At 63.2% G+C, this 15293-nt stretch carries 19 protein-coding genes; 11 read left to right on the top strand and 8 right to left on the bottom strand.

Annotated features, from left to right (window positions below; all coding sequences use genetic code 11):
- The first annotated feature begins 54 nt into the window (after positions 1-54).
- Positions 55-240 (top strand): hypothetical protein, encoded by a 186-nt coding sequence (locus tag JEY66_RS25585; RefSeq protein ID WP_016840754.1) that lies wholly within the window; start codon positions 55-57, stop codon positions 238-240.
- Between the two features lie 85 nt (positions 241-325).
- On the opposite strand, the gene JEY66_RS25580 is transcribed toward JEY66_RS25585, so the two are convergent.
- The 6 genes from JEY66_RS25580 to JEY66_RS25555 all read right to left on the bottom strand — a co-directional run bounded on the left by JEY66_RS25580 (position 326) and on the right by JEY66_RS25555 (position 3283).
- Positions 326-562, bottom strand: coding sequence for a hypothetical protein (locus JEY66_RS25580; RefSeq protein ID WP_016840755.1), 237 nt, complete (start codon positions 560-562; stop codon positions 326-328).
- Between the two features lie 426 nt (positions 563-988).
- Entirely contained in the window at positions 989-1162 is a 174-nt protein-coding gene (locus JEY66_RS25575; RefSeq protein ID WP_016840756.1) for a hypothetical protein, read from the bottom strand.
- A 9-nt stretch (positions 1163-1171) separates the two neighbouring features.
- Positions 1172-1402 carry a DUF6894 family protein gene (locus JEY66_RS25570; protein WP_016840757.1) on the bottom strand — a complete coding sequence of 77 codons (231 nt, stop codon included), beginning with the start codon at positions 1400-1402 and terminating at the stop codon, positions 1172-1174.
- Positions 1403-1581: 179 nt separating this feature from the next.
- Positions 1582-2208 (bottom strand): LysE family translocator, encoded by a 627-nt coding sequence (locus JEY66_RS25565; RefSeq protein WP_018271364.1) that lies wholly within the window; start codon positions 2206-2208, stop codon positions 1582-1584.
- 18 nt (positions 2209-2226) lie between these two features.
- Entirely contained in the window at positions 2227-3099 is an 873-nt protein-coding gene (gene pdxY, locus JEY66_RS25560; protein WP_018271365.1) for a pyridoxal kinase PdxY, read from the bottom strand.
- A 10-nt stretch (positions 3100-3109) separates the two neighbouring features.
- A complete protein-coding gene (locus JEY66_RS25555; protein WP_016840760.1) occupies positions 3110-3283 on the bottom strand; it encodes a hypothetical protein in 174 nt (57 codons plus the stop codon).
- Positions 3284-3939: 656 nt separating this feature from the next.
- On the opposite strand from JEY66_RS25555, the gene JEY66_RS25550 reads away from it, so the two are divergent.
- Both JEY66_RS25550 and JEY66_RS25545 read left to right on the top strand, forming a co-directional pair.
- Complete coding sequence (locus JEY66_RS25550) at positions 3940-4182, top strand: hypothetical protein (protein WP_018271366.1); 243 nt, start codon at positions 3940-3942, stop codon at positions 4180-4182.
- 85 nt (positions 4183-4267) lie between these two features.
- Positions 4268-4936, top strand: coding sequence for an FMN-binding negative transcriptional regulator (locus tag JEY66_RS25545; protein ID WP_038373397.1), 669 nt, complete (start codon positions 4268-4270; stop codon positions 4934-4936).
- Between the two features lie 238 nt (positions 4937-5174).
- Here the strand turns inward: JEY66_RS25545 and JEY66_RS25540 are convergent, their stop codons facing one another.
- Positions 5175-5978, bottom strand: a complete 804-nt coding sequence (locus tag JEY66_RS25540; RefSeq protein ID WP_018271367.1) for an alpha/beta fold hydrolase — start codon at positions 5976-5978, stop codon at positions 5175-5177.
- A gap of 116 nt (positions 5979-6094) precedes the next feature.
- On the opposite strand from JEY66_RS25540, the gene JEY66_RS25535 reads away from it, so the two are divergent.
- The 8 genes from JEY66_RS25535 (at position 6095) to panD (ending at position 14778) form a co-directional block, all read left to right on the top strand.
- Positions 6095-7018, top strand: a complete 924-nt coding sequence (locus JEY66_RS25535; protein ID WP_018271368.1) for a LysR family transcriptional regulator — start codon at positions 6095-6097, stop codon at positions 7016-7018.
- A 631-nt stretch (positions 7019-7649) separates the two neighbouring features.
- The gene (locus JEY66_RS25530) at positions 7650-10043 is read left to right on the top strand and encodes an autotransporter domain-containing protein (protein ID WP_129964993.1); all 2394 of its coding nucleotides are present in this window, start codon (positions 7650-7652) and stop codon (positions 10041-10043) included.
- A gap of 6 nt (positions 10044-10049) precedes the next feature.
- The gene (locus JEY66_RS25525) at positions 10050-10787 is read left to right on the top strand and encodes a DUF6065 family protein (RefSeq protein ID WP_018271372.1); all 738 of its coding nucleotides are present in this window, start codon (positions 10050-10052) and stop codon (positions 10785-10787) included.
- Between the two features lie 464 nt (positions 10788-11251).
- The gene (locus JEY66_RS25520; RefSeq protein ID WP_018271373.1) at positions 11252-11926 is read left to right on the top strand and encodes an ROK family protein; all 675 of its coding nucleotides are present in this window, start codon (positions 11252-11254) and stop codon (positions 11924-11926) included.
- A gap of 129 nt (positions 11927-12055) precedes the next feature.
- The gene (locus tag JEY66_RS25515; protein ID WP_016842771.1) at positions 12056-12316 is read left to right on the top strand and encodes a PepSY domain-containing protein; all 261 of its coding nucleotides are present in this window, start codon (positions 12056-12058) and stop codon (positions 12314-12316) included.
- Between the two features lie 183 nt (positions 12317-12499).
- Positions 12500-13783 carry a cystathionine gamma-synthase family protein gene (locus JEY66_RS25510; protein ID WP_018271374.1) on the top strand — a complete coding sequence of 428 codons (1284 nt, stop codon included), beginning with the start codon at positions 12500-12502 and terminating at the stop codon, positions 13781-13783.
- 60 nt (positions 13784-13843) lie between these two features.
- Positions 13844-14146 carry a putative quinol monooxygenase gene (locus JEY66_RS25505; RefSeq protein ID WP_018271375.1) on the top strand — a complete coding sequence of 101 codons (303 nt, stop codon included), beginning with the start codon at positions 13844-13846 and terminating at the stop codon, positions 14144-14146.
- Between the two features lie 242 nt (positions 14147-14388).
- Positions 14389-14778: an aspartate 1-decarboxylase gene (gene panD / locus JEY66_RS25500; RefSeq protein WP_051110167.1), complete on the top strand. Its 390-nt coding sequence runs from the start codon at positions 14389-14391 to the stop codon at positions 14776-14778.
- Positions 14779-14789: 11 nt separating this feature from the next.
- On the opposite strand, the gene JEY66_RS25495 is transcribed toward panD, so the two are convergent.
- Complete coding sequence (locus JEY66_RS25495) at positions 14790-15140, bottom strand: zinc ribbon domain-containing protein YjdM (protein WP_018271377.1); 351 nt, start codon at positions 15138-15140, stop codon at positions 14790-14792.
- Positions 15141-15293: the final 153 nt, after the last annotated feature.

Here is a 15293-nt window from a genome sequence, read left to right as displayed (position 1 = left end):
GACGCGGCGCTCGGTGGTTTCTGATGTCAGCAGTCGACAGCCGAGGAGAGCGCCATGTTAGCCGAGATGCAAATCCACACCATCGCCCGGCAGATGCTGCTGAAGCACGGCCCCGAGGCGATCGCCCAGGCCGCGCAGAACGCCGTGGCCTGCGAGAGCAAGGGCGAGACCGACGACGCGCGCGACTGGCGCCATATCGAGGACGCGCTGAAGATGATGCGCGGACCGCATCAGAGCTGACGGCGGGCAGAGCAGACGTCCCCGCCGTCGCGCAACAACACTAGGATCGCGCGAGCGCGATCGCCGCAGATCTAACCGACGGACGCTAGCCCGCCCTGCGCCACCGCGGCACGGGATCGAGCGGCGTGCGGTAGAGTTCGCGCCGGTCGATGTCGGTGACGCGCACCGCACAGCCACGCGCCTTAAGCTCCGGCTTGACCTGCGACAGCTCGTTGGCGAGCTGGTCGGCGCGGTCGGAGGCGAGGCTGATGTCTTCGAGGATGATGGTTCCTTGATTACGGAACTCGTCCCCCACCACGAGATCGAAGGTGTAGTACGGCATTCCGAAGTCTCCGTTTCGGTTTGCATCACAGGGTAACACTGAGTCGAGCATTCCCTAAGATGCGTGGCGCACAATCAACGTGCGATTGGCGCAAAAACGATGTGCAGCGCATCAAGCACGATGAACGAACAAACCACGCCGCACGGCGAAGGAGTCCTTTGAAACCAGCTCACCGCCATGCCGTTAAGATTTGATTAAAACAGTCGTCGCAAGCTCAAGACCAAGTGGAATCGCAGCGGAACCGGACTCCGGGAACCGGCAGCTGCAGGAGAAGGCCGGTGGCGTAACGCCCGCCGGCCTTTTCTCGTTGCGGATGCCGCGAAGCCAGAGCGTTTTCGAGCGAAGTGGATACCGGTTCGCGTGAAGAAAACGCGTCAAAACAAGAATCTAGAGCCCCGTTCCGATTCAATCGGAACGGGATAGGCTCTAGTCGCGCAGTGCGGCTTGCCGCCGGGCGCGGCATTTCGGGCCTGGTCCGCGCATGTAGTACAGTTCGGGGCGATAGGGATTGATGACGCCATCGATCAGCGCGACGCAGCGCGCGATGAGGCGGGCGAGGTGGCGCCGCAACGGCCGCAGGGCAAGTTCCATCGAGTTCATGGCATGCCCTCAGTGCAGCTCGCCGAGGATGGCGGTGAACGGCAGCTCGAAGATCTCGGTTCCGATGTCGTCGGTGACGTGGACCGCCCAGTTGCGCCAGTCTTCCACGCTTGGTGTCATGACATAGCTGCGCGCCAGCTGCTCCGCATACAGGCGCGCCTCCGCCAGATCCATCGCGGCGCCGGTGCGATCCAGGATGACGTGCTTGTCGTCGGAGCAGTGAAAGAAAACTGCAGACATCTTCCGATTCCCATGCCGAAGCGATTCTCGTGCGCTGGAATAACAGCGCGCGCGGGCACTGAGAATCCGGGTGATCCCCCATCGGTAAACTACGGGGAATCCAGACGATTTGAATCACGCGGCCGTGATCGGGGCGACCTCAGAAGATCGGCTCGTGGCTTGCGGCCTGAGCGGGGACATCAGCGCTCCTGGAAGGCGAGGCGGACGCCGAGCGCGATGTAGATCGTGCCGACCACGCGGCCCTGCCACTGCCCGATGCGGCGATGCCGGCGGATCCACGGGCTGATCCGGCCGGCGGCGAGCGCGAGCAGCGAGGTGTAGACCGCGCTCATCACGACGAAGATCAGGCCGAGGGTCGCGAACTGCGCCACCGCCGAGCCGTGGCCGGGGTGCACGAACTGCGGCAGGAAGGCGAGGAAGAACAGCGCGGTCTTCGGATTGAGCATTTCCGCCCAGATCGCCTGCCGGAACGCACGGCGCGGATCGACCGGCTGCGCCGCCGGCAAATTCAGGTCGTCGTTCTTCTCCAACAGGGCGCGGACGCCGAGCACGATCAGGTAGATCACACCGGCATATTTCACGACCGAGAACGCCAGCGCCGAGGTCATCAGCACGGCAGACAGGCCGAACGTCGCCATCGCGGTGTGGACGAGATCGCCGAGCGCGATCCCGAACCCGGTCGCGACGCCGACGCGCGCGCCGCCGGTGACCGAACGCGCGAGCACCAGCAGCACCGCCGGCCCGGGGATCAGGAACAGGCCGAGCACGACGGCGGCGTAGGTGAGGAGGGTGGTGATGTCGATCATGAAGACCTGTCCCGGATGTCAGGATGCGGCGATGGCGACCGCCGCGAAGCGCGGCTTCGGATCAAGCATGACGCCGGCGCTTTCGATAATGCGCATTTCCTCGGTTCCTCTCTGCGCGGTGCGCTCCAGCACGCCGTAGATGCCTGACGCGGCGTGGCTGAGCGCATCCGGCGTCGCCAGGCCGCGCGCGCGGGCGGCAACGAACAGCGCGGCGAACAGGTCGCCGGTGCCGGACGGGCTGATCGGAACCCGCGGCGTGCGCACGCGCCAGGCATATATCTTGTCGGATTGAGTGCGCTCGATCGCCAGCGTCTCGATCTCGCTCTGCGGCGTGCCGGCCAACTCGGCGCTGGTGATGACGATGGTCTGAGGTCCCCGCGCCATCAGCGCGCTCGCCTGCGCGACGACGTCATCGATCGTCGTCACGCGCGCGCCGCAGAGGAATTCGAACTCGAAATGATTGGGCGTGATGATGTCGGCGAGCGGGCAGAGCTCGTCGCGCACCAGCGGCGGAATGTCCGATCGCACGAACATGCCGCGGTCGCGGTCGCCGAGCACGGGATCGCAGCAATAGAGCAGCGCCGGGTTCGCCGCTTTCGCGCGGGCGACGAAGTCGGCAACGTCCATCGCGATGTCGGCCGAGCCGAGATAGCCCGACAGGATCAGCCGCGCGGCCTCGACCGCGCCGCGCTCCTCGATGCCGCGCAGCAGGTCGGCGACCAGCTGCACGTCGAGCACCCGGCCGCGAATGGTCGGATAGCCGGGCCGGTTGCTGAGCAGCGTGGTCGGCACCGCGACAACGTCGATGCCGTGCAGCTGGATCGGAAAGCTGGCGGCGCTGTTGCCGACATGGCCCCAGGCGACCTGTGACTGAATCGAGATGACCGTCATCTTGTGCGCTTCACCCGAACAGCGCGGCGTAGATCACGTAGAGCCAGCCCAGGATACCGTGGATGATCGCCCACAGGATCGAATGGTTCTTGGTGTAGGAGATCGCGATCGCCAGCGCCGAGCCGAACCCCACGCCGTATTTCGCGCCCTCGACGCGGACGCCATAATATCGATTGCCGTTCATGGTGATCCTTCCAGCGGGAGGGCGTGAGGTTGGAGGCAGCGTAACCCGTCCGTTGCCCCCAGTTCAACGGTGGACACGGCTGCTGCGCGGCTTCCTCAGCATGGCGGTGATAGTCCGGGCTCGCGTTCTTCCACATCGTCGTCGCGGCGAAGGCCGGGACCCATACGCCACAGCAGGTGTAGTGAATGGGACTCGTCGTTCCAGCGATGCTCGACAACATCCTTTTGTGGTTATGGATCCCGGCCTTCGCCGGGACGACATCGAATGTGTGGTTCGCTGCGAGTCATACATCCGCATTCTCGCGACATGTTTTGTCTGATCGCACCCATGGGCCGCGAGCAAAGGGCAGTAAGCGGAATATTTTCTTATTCTGATATCGACAGGTTTTGCTGAGTTGCCGTCGGGCTGTTTTGTCGCAGGCGGCGCAGCCCGGTTTGATTTGCGGGTTCGCGTCGGGACCTCGTCTGTCACGCTGCGATCAACCGAACGTGTCGGATCGACGTGGAAGAAGATGCGCGGGTGCACTGTCCTGCATCCAAACGCTTGCCTCATGGCGTCGGAATAAGACGGCAGAGCGATCGATCATGATGTGAGCGCGAACCGATCGGCGTGCGGCGAACAATGCGCCGGCGTGCCGAATCCAACAGGAGCAACTGATGTCAGGGATCAAACAGGTTGCGGCCGCGCTGACCGCGCTCGCCATGCTGACGGGGGCGGCCATGGCACACGAGGTGCCGGCGGCGGGCCCATCTGCGCTCGTGAAGAGCCATGCCGCCGCCGGCCGCTGGAGCGGTGGTCCGCCGCGCATGGCGGTTTCGCGTTTCGGCGAGTCGGAGGCGTTGCCGCGGGACCAGCCCGGCGGCGTCTGCGATCACGGCGACAATGCCATGATCTGCTGAGCCGGATCGTGCATGGCGGTGATCTCCGGCGAAAGTTGCGCTAGCCTTGCTGGTCGTCTCCCTCCAGCTTGCGAGCGCCGCCGCCATGCACATCCTCCGTCCCCAGTTTCGCATCGAGCAAGACCGCGCGCTCGCCTTTGCGGCGGCGCGCGGCTTCGGCGCTATCGTCGCCGCCGATGCGCGCGGCCCGCGCGCGTCCCATGTGCCGTTCGTGATCGAGCGCCGCGACGAGCGCGTGATCGTGCAGATCCATCTCACCGCGAAGAATCCGCTGGTCGAGCTCGCCGACGGCACGCGGCGCTTCCTCCTGATCGTCTCCGGCGACGACGCCTACATCTCGAACGACTGGTATGTCTCACCCGACAACGTCTCGACCTGGCTCTACGAGGCGGTGCATTTGTCGGGCGTCGCGCATCTGCGCGATCACGGCGAGAACCGCGGCCACGGCGACGCGCTGCTCGCGGCCTCCGAGGCGCGGCTGCCGAAGCAGCCCTGGGACCTGACGCAGATGGAGCCCGGCAAGCGCGAAGCGATGCTGGCGGGTATCAGGGTGATCGACATCGTCGTCGACGAGATCGAGGGCCAGTCAAAGCTGAACCAGCACAAGAGCGATGCGGACTATGTCGCGCTGGTCAACCGGCTGGCGCATGCGGAGGAGACGTCAAGCCACAGGCTGGCGGAGAAGATGCGCGCGCTGCGGCCGGAGCTCAAATATGACGTTGGACGTTGCGTAGGGCGGGTCAGCCAAGCGTAACCCGGTGTTAGTCCGCCCTACAGAGTCGACCGGAATCAAATCTGCAACGCGTTGTTAAGAATCGATTCGCGCCGATTTTTTCGATTCCGATTCGTTCTTTGCGAACAAAATGGAGTCGGATGGAGAACGATTATGGTGCGTGATCCCTGTAGCCCGCATGAGCGAAGCGATATGCGGGGCCCGATCGCGTACTCTGAGAGCGGTCCCGGATGTCGCTTCGCTCATCCGGGCTACGCAGTCATGTGGCCGAGAGCGCCAGGAAACGCGCGACCTCTCGGTTAAATCGATCCGGCAGCTCAACATTGAGGATGTGAACGCCGGGCAGCAGAACGAGCTTGGCATCGGTGATTGTCGCGGCGATATCAGCGCTGTGGCGGGCCCGCGTGACGGTGTCGCTCTCGCCGCCGATGACGAGCGTTGGCGCCGCAATCAGCGAGATGACGCGGCGGAGATCGACGTCGCGCAGGGCCGCGTAGCATCCGGCGAGACCGCGCGGCGGCGTGGTCAGCACCATGTTGCGGAATTCGTCGACAATGTCGTTCGGTGCAGCCAGCATCGCCGCCGGAAACCAGTTGCGCATGAAGCCGTCCGCGATTCCATTCATATCCGGGGCAGCCAGCGCCGCGCGGATCTGGTCGTCGAACGGCAGCTCGGACGCCAGATAGGGCGCGGTGTTCGAGAGGATCAGGCGATCGATGCGGTCAGGCGCGAAGATGGCGAGCCATTGCCCGATAAAGCCGCCTAGCGACAGACCGAGGAAATGGGCGCGATCGATCGCGAGGTGGTCGAGCAGTTCGACCACGTCGCGGCCGAGCCGATCCATCGAGTATGCGCCGACCGGCGCGTCTGAACCGCCATGACCGCGGGTGTCGTAGCGGAGCACGCGAAACGAGCGGGTGAGGGCGGGCATTGAGCGATCCCACATGTGCAGGTTGGTGGCTATCGAGTTCGACAGCGCGAGCACCGGCCGATCGTCGGGACCGTCGATACGGTACGCAATCCGGCAGCCATCCGCCGTGGTGAAGTGTCGATCGCCGCTCATCTCGTCAGTCCCTTGTGCTGGAGGAAGCCGCCAGGCTTCGCGTCGAGCCAGGCTAGGACTCGCGCCTTCGAAGAAAAATTACTAAGATTGATCGATCTCTGTAGGTTTTATGGACAATGGATCGGATCAAGCTGCACGATTTGCGCTGCTTTGACGCTGTCGCGACCAAGGGAAGCTTTCAGGCCGCCGGCACCGCTCTGAACCGGTCGCACCCGTCGGTGTTCGCGGCGGTCGCCCGGCTCGAGCAGCAGCTCGGCCTCACGCTGTTCGATCGCAGCGGATACCGCATCGGGCTGACGGACGCCGGCCGGACGTTTCACGCACGCGCGCAGGTGACGCTGCGCGAGTTCGAGCTGCTGCAGAGCTATGCGGAGCAGCTTGCCGGCGGAGAAGAGGTCGTCCTGCGCATCGTCATCGGCGACCTGTGCCCACGGCCGCCGGTGCTGCAGATGCTCTCCGGGTTCTTTGCCCGCTATCCCAACACGCGCCTGCACCTGGAATATGAGGCGGTCGGCGGACCGCTCGAGCGCCTGATCGATGATAACGCTGATCTGGTGTTTCATCGCGCGGAGCCGTCAGATCCGCGCTTCGAACAGATCAAGCTCTCGACCACCGCCATGGTGCCGGTTGTCGCTCCCGGCTTTCTGCCATTTGCGTGGACGAAGAAGGTCACGCCGGAGCACATGCGCCCCTTCACGCAGTGCGTGATCCGCGACACGGCGCGGCGACCGTCGTCGGAAAACTTCTTCCTGATCGACGGTGCGCATCAGTGCAGCGTGCCAGACCAGATGATGAAGAAGGAGTTGATCCTGCATCGTCTCGCCTGGGGCCATCTGCCTGCGTGGCTGATCGAGGACGAGCTGCGGGACGGCAGGCTGATCAGTATCGCCGGACCGAACTTTCCGGGCCGCGAGGAAAATCTTGCGGCCGTCCGTCGACGTCAACATTTGCAAGGACCGGTCGCCGAAGCGCTCTGGCTTCACCTCAAGAGCTGGCGGCTGACCCGCGCAAGGCGCGGCCGAATAATTGGCGCGCAGTAACCCGACGCAGTGACGTCGTCGATGGATGTCCGGTTACGCGTGCGCTCATCCGCCGAACAAAGTGCCGCGGCATCGAAGTCGCGCAATGTCTTGTTAAGAATCGCTTCGCGCCGATTTTTCGATTCCGATTCGTTCCTCGCGAACAAACTGGAGTCGGATCGGGAACGTGGCCGTGGTGCGGTTCATCGCTCGATCAGTGATGCGGGAGAACGCAGTGCACCTGAAATGCGCCGCGATGTTCCGCGCCGAGAGCAATAATCTCATCATGATACAACATCGATTGTTCGGATGCGGCCGGTGTATATGCGTTGTTAACGTCTGGATCGCGCCGATTTTCCTGATTCCGATTCGTTCCCCGCGAACAAATTGGAGTCGGATCGCGAACCCAGTTGTGGTGCGGCCCACAGGAGCAATGTGCAGTCTGTGCCATTGCTCGTGCGGCAAAGCGGAGAGCTTGGCGCCGATCGCGCGACGTTGTTAGGGAACGATCGTATAAGTTGTAATGAATAGTTGCTGCCTGGCAACATTGGAAAACGATTTAAGGTAGCAATTCATCGCACCGCAATTATGTGACTGAATGTTTCATCCCGGAGCGCTAGCGTGGGGTGGGGCTGATTTGTGGAGACCGCGGATGGATGCACCGCGAACTCGATCGGCCTTGATTCCATCGACGAAGCCAGCCGAAGCCGCGGTCGGATCCAATCGACAGCGCGCATGTTCCGCTTCGACGGAGCGACATTGGCAGACGCGGGTCCGCCCTTTTTTGTTGGGGACCGCGGCGTCGCTCGTTTCCGGCAACGTCGCGATCGGCGCGGACAGAATCCATCTGGGCTTCGATGGCTATCGTTCCGCGACCAATGACTATTGCATTAACGCGAGCAGCGTGCAGGGCGATCCGCAGACTGGTTTCATGTGGCGCTTCAGCAAGAGCGGAACGCTCAGCGGCGGACCCACCTTCCTCGATTTGCGAACAGACACTGCAACCGAGGTGTTTCCGCCGTCGTTCGATGACCATGAGAAGTTCAGGGCCTATGGCGGCGTCCTGGGACCGCTGGTCGGCGAGAAGTCGGTCTCGAATGAGGTGAATGCATTCACCAACCAGCTATGTTCGATATCGCCACCGCCGCCGCCGGGGCCGCCGGGGCCAATTCCGCGGCTTCCGCGGCACTGGAACGGCTTCATACCATTTCCACATCCCGGACCGTTCCCGCCGCCACCGCCGCCACCACCACCGCCGCCTCCACCGCCTCCACCGCCTCCACCGCCGCCGCCGCCACCACCACCACCACCACCTGGGCCGCCACCACCCATGCCGGTGCCGCACGCGAATCTCGCACGCGCGCTCGGGACCGACTTTGCGCGCAGTTACTTCATCTCGGACGCGATTCTCGCCGGGTTCAACCAGTACGCAAGCGTCGCCACCAGTCCGACCTCGGCATCGATGGGCCACGGCTGGCATGCCTGGATGACACCGCGCCAGGTCAACTACACCGACCGGGTTGTCGGGCTCACGTCGCAAGGCACGCTACAGGAACTTACATACGGGCTCGACTATCGTGTCAGCCCGGACCTCGTTGTGGGCTTTGCGTTCAATCCGGAAAGCACCAAAGTCACGTACGACGGACTGAATGCGTCGATCTACCAGTCGGGAATCGGCGGAGGGCCCTATCTGGGGTGGCTCATCAGCCCAACGACGCTGTTCGATGCCTGGCTCGGCTACGTGCGGCTCGACCGTGCCTTCGACGTGTTCGGGCACGGCGCCAACATGCCAGTCGACCGCGCCTTCCTGTCCACGAGCATCACCCAGATCATCGATACGCCGTGGATGCGTGTCCTGCCCCGGTTCACGCTTTTTCATGCGCACGACGAGGTCTCGGGTGTTACAAGCAGTCAGGGATTTCCGATCCCCGGCCAAGGTTATAGCTGGGGTCACGTCGAAGGTTCCGTGGAGGTCAATCGAGACTTTGTGCTCGACCAGCGACTTCTGCTGCAGCCGTTCGTCCAGGCCACGTTGCGGTACGACACTCAGCAGTTGGTCGATACTGTCACCACGATCGACGGCACCGACGTCGGGCTCACACGCTGGCATGGACAATTGCGCGGCGGCGTCCGCGCCCAGCTCGGGTCACAAGCCGAACTGTGGCTGTCGGGCGGCTATCTGTCATTCTTCACGCCTGGCATCGATGCCTGGGAGGCGAAAGCGCATTTCCGGATGCGGTTCGACGAGGCGAGTTCCGCCTTTGCCGCGTATATGCCAGTCAAGGCGCCGCCGCTACCGGTCGTCCCCTTTGGCTGGACCGGCTGCAGCGTCGGCGTGAATGCCGGTTATGGTTCGGCCAAGGCTCGCTTCGATTCCGCTCCAAACGACGTCATCGTTGATTTTGCGCAAATCGCCGGAGCCGTCCCGCAACTTGCCGCCCAGCAGGCGACTTCGGCCGCTTCACAACGCGCTGGAGGGATTACGGCGGGCGCTGGCGTCTCCTGCAATGTGCAATACGACAAGACAGTCATTGGGCTCGAAACGGATATCAACTACACCGATCTACGATCATCCGAGTTGCGGGGACCGTTCCCGCTCGCGGCCGGGGTATCCAACACCTGGGAAAACAGTTTCCGATCGAATTACCTCGGCACCGTCCGCGGACGCCTGGGGTTGCTCGTAAACCCATCGAATATGCTGTACGCGACTGCAGGATTGGCCTATGCGGACTATGCCTTTTCGACTGCAATTGATTTTCCCGGATCCACGGGCTTTAGATTCGCGGGCTCCGACTCCCGCGTGAAACCTGGCTGGACGGCGGGCCTCGGCTGGGAGACTGTTGTGAGCGGCCCGTGGACGGCCAAGTTCGAGTATCTCCATGTCGATCTCGGTGATCGGACGGCTCCGGCACCACAAAACGTGGGCGCGCTAAGCCCATTCGCATGGACGCACTCGGCCAAATTGACTGAGGAAATCGTTCGCGTAGGGTTGAGCTACAAATTTGCCGGTCCGCCAAACAGCGGTCGGGGCTGGTTTTCGCAATGAGGCCCGATGCCGAAGCTCATCGCCTACACATTGGACGGCCATGCGGTTCGGATCCGCCCTGCATCGCCCGACCGCGACTGGATGGATGCGACCGACCAACGTTATGCGTACCGTTGCCTGCCGCTCAACATTGCAAACGCCCATGGCTGGGAGCTGCTCTGTCCGTCGGGCTTCTCGGCTCGCTGGGACGGGCTCAATCACAAGGAAACCATTCGGATCAAGCCTGATCTCGGCACCGACGCGCCGGCTGTGAGCCACTTCGGACATGGCGTGTTGACCTTCCACGTCCCGTGCCTGTTCCGCACCGATCCCGGTTTCGACCTCTTTGTCACCGGACCCATCAACAGGCCGAAAGATGCCATTGCGCCGTTGAGCGGGATCATCGAGACGGATTGGTCGCCGTACACCTTCACGATGAATTGGCGATTCACGCGCTCGAATACAAAGATACGATTTGAGCAGGGCGAGCCATATTGCCATCTTTTTCCGATTGAGCGTGGCAGCCTCGAGCGGATCGAGCCGGAGACGTTGCCATTGTCGAAAGCACCCGACATCGAGCGCGAGCACAGGCTGTGGTCCGAAGGTCGCAACGCCTTCAATACCGATCTGCAGGATCCGGGATCGGGAGCAACGCAGCAGCGCTGGCAAAAAACATATTTTCGTGGCCTCAATCCGTCGGGCGAGGAAGCGCATGCGGACCACCGAAGCCGGCTTCGCCTGAAGGATTTCGTGTCAAAGGATTAGGCCGGCCGACGCGCAGAATTATGCCGACAGCGCAGGGCCGACATCGGGCCGAACGAAGCGCAATCGCAGCGCCCCGATCTGCTCAGCCCTTGTCTCTACCGCGTCTGCACCCGGGTCGAAGGGTTGTTCGATCGGATCCGTTGGGCCGCGACGTGATCCGGCAAGCTTGCTGTAAACGACGTCGCCTGCGTTCAGCTTGCCTCCATTCGGTCGCTCTGATGCGGCAGACGTGCACGCCTTGTTAAGGTTTTGGCGGCGCCGATTTGCGCGATTCCGATTCGTTCTTTGCGAACAAATTGGAGTCAGATGCAGAACATCGCCGTGGCGCGCGCAGCGTTTCTCTGTTCCACTCGGTGCGCACGAGAGAGAGCGGATCGATGGCCAGGAAAGCAAGGAAGAAAGCAAGGAAGAAAGCAAGCAGGACAACAAGCACGAAAGCGCGAGCGCCCGCATCGGAGCGCACCGTGCTGGCGATCGACGTCGGCGGCACGCATGTGAAGGTTATGACCGACAAGGAGCGCATCAAGCGCGAATTCGAGTCAGGTCCAACGCTGTCCGCGACCGAGATGGTGCGGCAGGTCAAGCTGCTCACCAAGGACTGGTCATATGATGTGATCTCGGTCGGCTATCCGGGACCCGTCGTTCACAACCGTCCGCTGACCGAGCCTCACAATCTCGGACGCGGCTGGGCCGGCTTCGATTTTCACCGGGCGTTCGGCCGCCCGACCAGGGTCGTCAACGATGCGCTGATGCAGGCGATCGGCAGCTATCAGGGCGGCCGGATGCTGTTTCTCGGCCTCGGCACCGGCCTCGGCTCCGCGATGATCGTGGATGGTGTTTACGAGCCGATGGAGCTTGGTCATTTGCCGTACCGCAAGGGCGCGACGTTCGAGGATTATGTCGGCGTCGCGGGTTTCGAGCGCCGCGGCCGGAAGAAATGGCGCAAGAGCGTCGACGACGTCATCGCGCGGCTGTCCGCCGCGCTGGAGCCCGAGTACATCGTGCTCGGCGGCGGCAATGCCGACAAGGTCGACAACCCGCCGCCCAAGGTGAGGTTCGGCGACAACGCCAACGCATTCGAGGGCGGATTTCGGATGTGGAAGAAGAGAGCGCGCAAGGCGAACGGCGCGCGTCGATGAAACCGGAACCGCCACCAAATCGCCGCAACTGCCGAAGTTTCGCGCTGCTTCGTCACCCCTGTTGTCGGAACTGATGGGTGCGCCGCTCGTTTTATGCGGCATAACATCCCGTTCCATGAGGAGTGAGCCATGCGAAGTTTCATTATTCCCGCGATCGCGGCCCTGGCGATCGGCGCAGCGACGCCGGCGATGGCCTACGATTCCGGCAGCCAGATCTCGATGGAAGCCGCGCTCGATGTCGCGACCAATCTCGGCATCGTGACGGTGTCCAACACCCAGTTCCTCGGCGACGAGTGGGAGGTCGAGGGGCGTGATCGCCTCGGCCGCTGGATGCAGGTCGATGTCGATGCGCGGACCGGCGAGGTGCGCAACGTGGATCGCGGCTGGTAGCCCGCGTCTTCACCACTGCGTGACAATTCGGAACGGCCGGCGGAGCAGGGCGCACGCCGGCCGTTCGTTATCCAGAACTGTCTGATGCCGTGCTTTGGCTGAATGGCATAAAGCTGGGGTATGCTGGTCCCATCATTCCGGGAATCGCCGTCAGCGCGGCGGCCCGTGAACAGGAGACCGGCCATGACAAAACCGTTTCCGTCCAAAACCCATATCGGCAATCACCTGCTGCATCCGGAAACCCAGATGCTGAACTACGGCTACGATCCGCAGCTGTCGGAGGGCGCCGTCAAACCGCCCGTGTTCCTGACCTCGACCTTCGTGTTCCGCACCGCCGAGGACGGCAAGGACTTTTTCGACTTTGTCGCGGGCCGGCGCGAGCCTCCGGAAGGCATGGGAGCGGGGCTGGTCTATTCGCGCTTCAATCATCCGAACAGCGAGATCGTCGAGGACCGGCTTGCGATCTACGAGCGCACCGAGAGCTGCGCGCTGTTCTCCTCCGGCATGTCGGCGATCTCGACCACGGTGCTGGCCTTCGCGCGGCCCGGCGACGTGATCCTGCATTCGCAGCCGCTCTATGGCGGCACCGAGACGCTGTTCACCAGGACGCTGGCGGGCTTCTCGATTCACGCCGTGGGCTTTGCCGACGGCCTCGACGAGAGTGTCATCCGCGCCGCTGCCGACGAGGCGATGAAGAAGGGCCGCGTCGCGATGATCTTCATCGAGACGCCGGCCAATCCGACCAACGGCCTGGTCGATATCGCGCTGACGCGGCGCATCGCCGACGCGATCGGCAAGGCACAGGGCCATACGCCGATCATCGCCTGCGACAACACGCTGCTCGGGCCCGTGTTTCAGCGGCCGATCGAGCACGGCGCCGATCTGTCGCTGTACTCGCTGACGAAATATGTCGGCGGCCATTCCGACCTGATTGCGGGCGCGGCGCTCGGCTCGAAGAAGCTGATGAAGGACGTCAAGGCGCTGCGCGGCGCGATCGGCACCCAGCTCGATCCGCATTCCTGCTGGATGATCAGCCGTTCGCTGGAAACGCTCAGCCTGCGCATGGAAAAGGCCGACCGCAACGCGCGGATCGTCGCCGACTATCTGCGCGATCACCCCAAGGTGGCGCAGGTGCATTATCTCGGCCATCACGATCCGGCGTCCCCCGCGGGGCGTGTGTTCGCGAGCCAAAGCAGCGGCGCCGGTTCGACCTTCTCGTTCGACATCGTCGGCGGGCAGCAGGCGGCGGAGAAATTCCTCAACGCGCTGCAGATATTCAAGCTCGCGGTCAGTCTCGGCGGCACCGAGTCGCTCGCGAGCCTGCCGGCCACCATGACGCATTCCGGCGTACCGGCCGATATCCGCAAGCGGATCGGCGTGCTGGATTCGACGATCCGGCTCTCGATCGGGATCGAGCATCCATCCGACCTGGTGGCCGACATCGCGCAGGCGTTGAGCAGGGTGTGAGCTAGTCAAAAGCGTGTAGGATGGGTCGAGCGAACGGGCTACCAATTCCGGAGAGAGTGCATGCTAGCGATTACGGCGATCATCCGCGCGAAGAAGGGCCATGAGGCGGCGATGCGTCAGGCATTGCTCGATGTCGTCGAGCATGTCCGCGCCAACGAGCCGTCCACCCTCGGCTACTACGTCTCGCAGGATGTCGACAGTCCCCGGATATTTTCGACGTATGAGCGATACCCGGATCAGGCAGCCATGGACCGGCACAACAATTCGCCGGCCGTGGCGCGGTTCTTTGAGGTCGCGAAGCCGATCCTCGACGGCGAGGTGATCCTGGTCTTGGCGAACGAGATTGCGAGCAAGCGGGAGTAGGGCGTTCGCCGCCGGGTCACAAATAATAGCCTGCTCCGGAAAGGCTTCGCCGCAGCGCATTCATTCTCCGATTTGGGCGGCGCGGAGCATTGCAGACCGGCGCGGTCGGCAATTTCAGGACAAACCGATCGCGATGGTGCTGCGCTCGAAGCGAGCGTACACCCGGACAACGTTGACGCGGAGGCGGCGCGCCGTTATTGGCGGCGCGGAAAATTCCGACGCAACGATACGGGATGGTCTCGATGCAAGTGACTTTGATGAAGGGCAAGATTCATCGCGCGCACGTCACGGAAGCGGACTTGCATTACGAGGGATCGATTTCGATCGACCGCAATTTGATCGAGGCCGCCGGTTTCCTCATCAATGAACGCGTCGACATCTATAATGTCGACACCGGCGCGCGCTTCTCGACCTACGTGATCGAGGCGCCGGCGGGATCGGGCACCATCGGCCTCAACGGCGCGGCCGCGCGGCTCGCCATGGCCGGCGACAAGGTCATCATCGTCGCCTATGCCAGCTTCGACGCCGACGAGGCGCGCAAGTTTCATCCGCGGGTCGTGCTGGTCGACGACGAGAACCGGCCCATCGCGAAGGCCGCCGCCTCACCGGCGAAAGCATTGGCGGATGCGTAAGCCCGGCTGCGTCAGGCCTTCTTGACGAACTCCGATTTCAGATTCATCGCGCCGATGCCGTCGATCTTGCAGGCGATGTTGTGTCCGTCGCTGCCCTCGGTGAGGCGGATGTTCCTGACCTTGGTGCCACCCTTGACCACCGACGACGAGCCCTTGACCTTGAGGTCCTTGATCACGATCACGCTGTCGCCGTCGGTCAGCGGGTTGCCGTGCGCATCGCGCACGCCAGCTTCCGGCGCGGTCTCGGCGGCCGCGGCCGCGTCGGTGCTCCACTCATGGGCACATTCCGGGCAGACCCAGAGAACGCCGTCCTGATAGGCATGCTCGGAATTGCATTTCGGGCAGTTCATTGCGGCGTCCATGGTCGAGATCGTCTCCGTCGTTGCGGGCGCACCGTAGGGGCGCAGGCGGGCAAAGCAAGCGAAAATCCGGCGATTTAATGCGCAAAAGGGCGCAAAGGTGGCAAGCCGCCCGTCTACCGCGAATGCCGATGGAACGGTCTGTCGCTCTATCCG

The sequence above is a fragment of the Bradyrhizobium elkanii USDA 76 genome, assembly GCF_023278185.1.
In the GTDB taxonomy this organism is placed as follows: domain Bacteria; phylum Pseudomonadota; class Alphaproteobacteria; order Rhizobiales; family Xanthobacteraceae; genus Bradyrhizobium; species Bradyrhizobium elkanii.
This window is presented reverse-complemented; position numbering and strand designations above follow the sequence as displayed.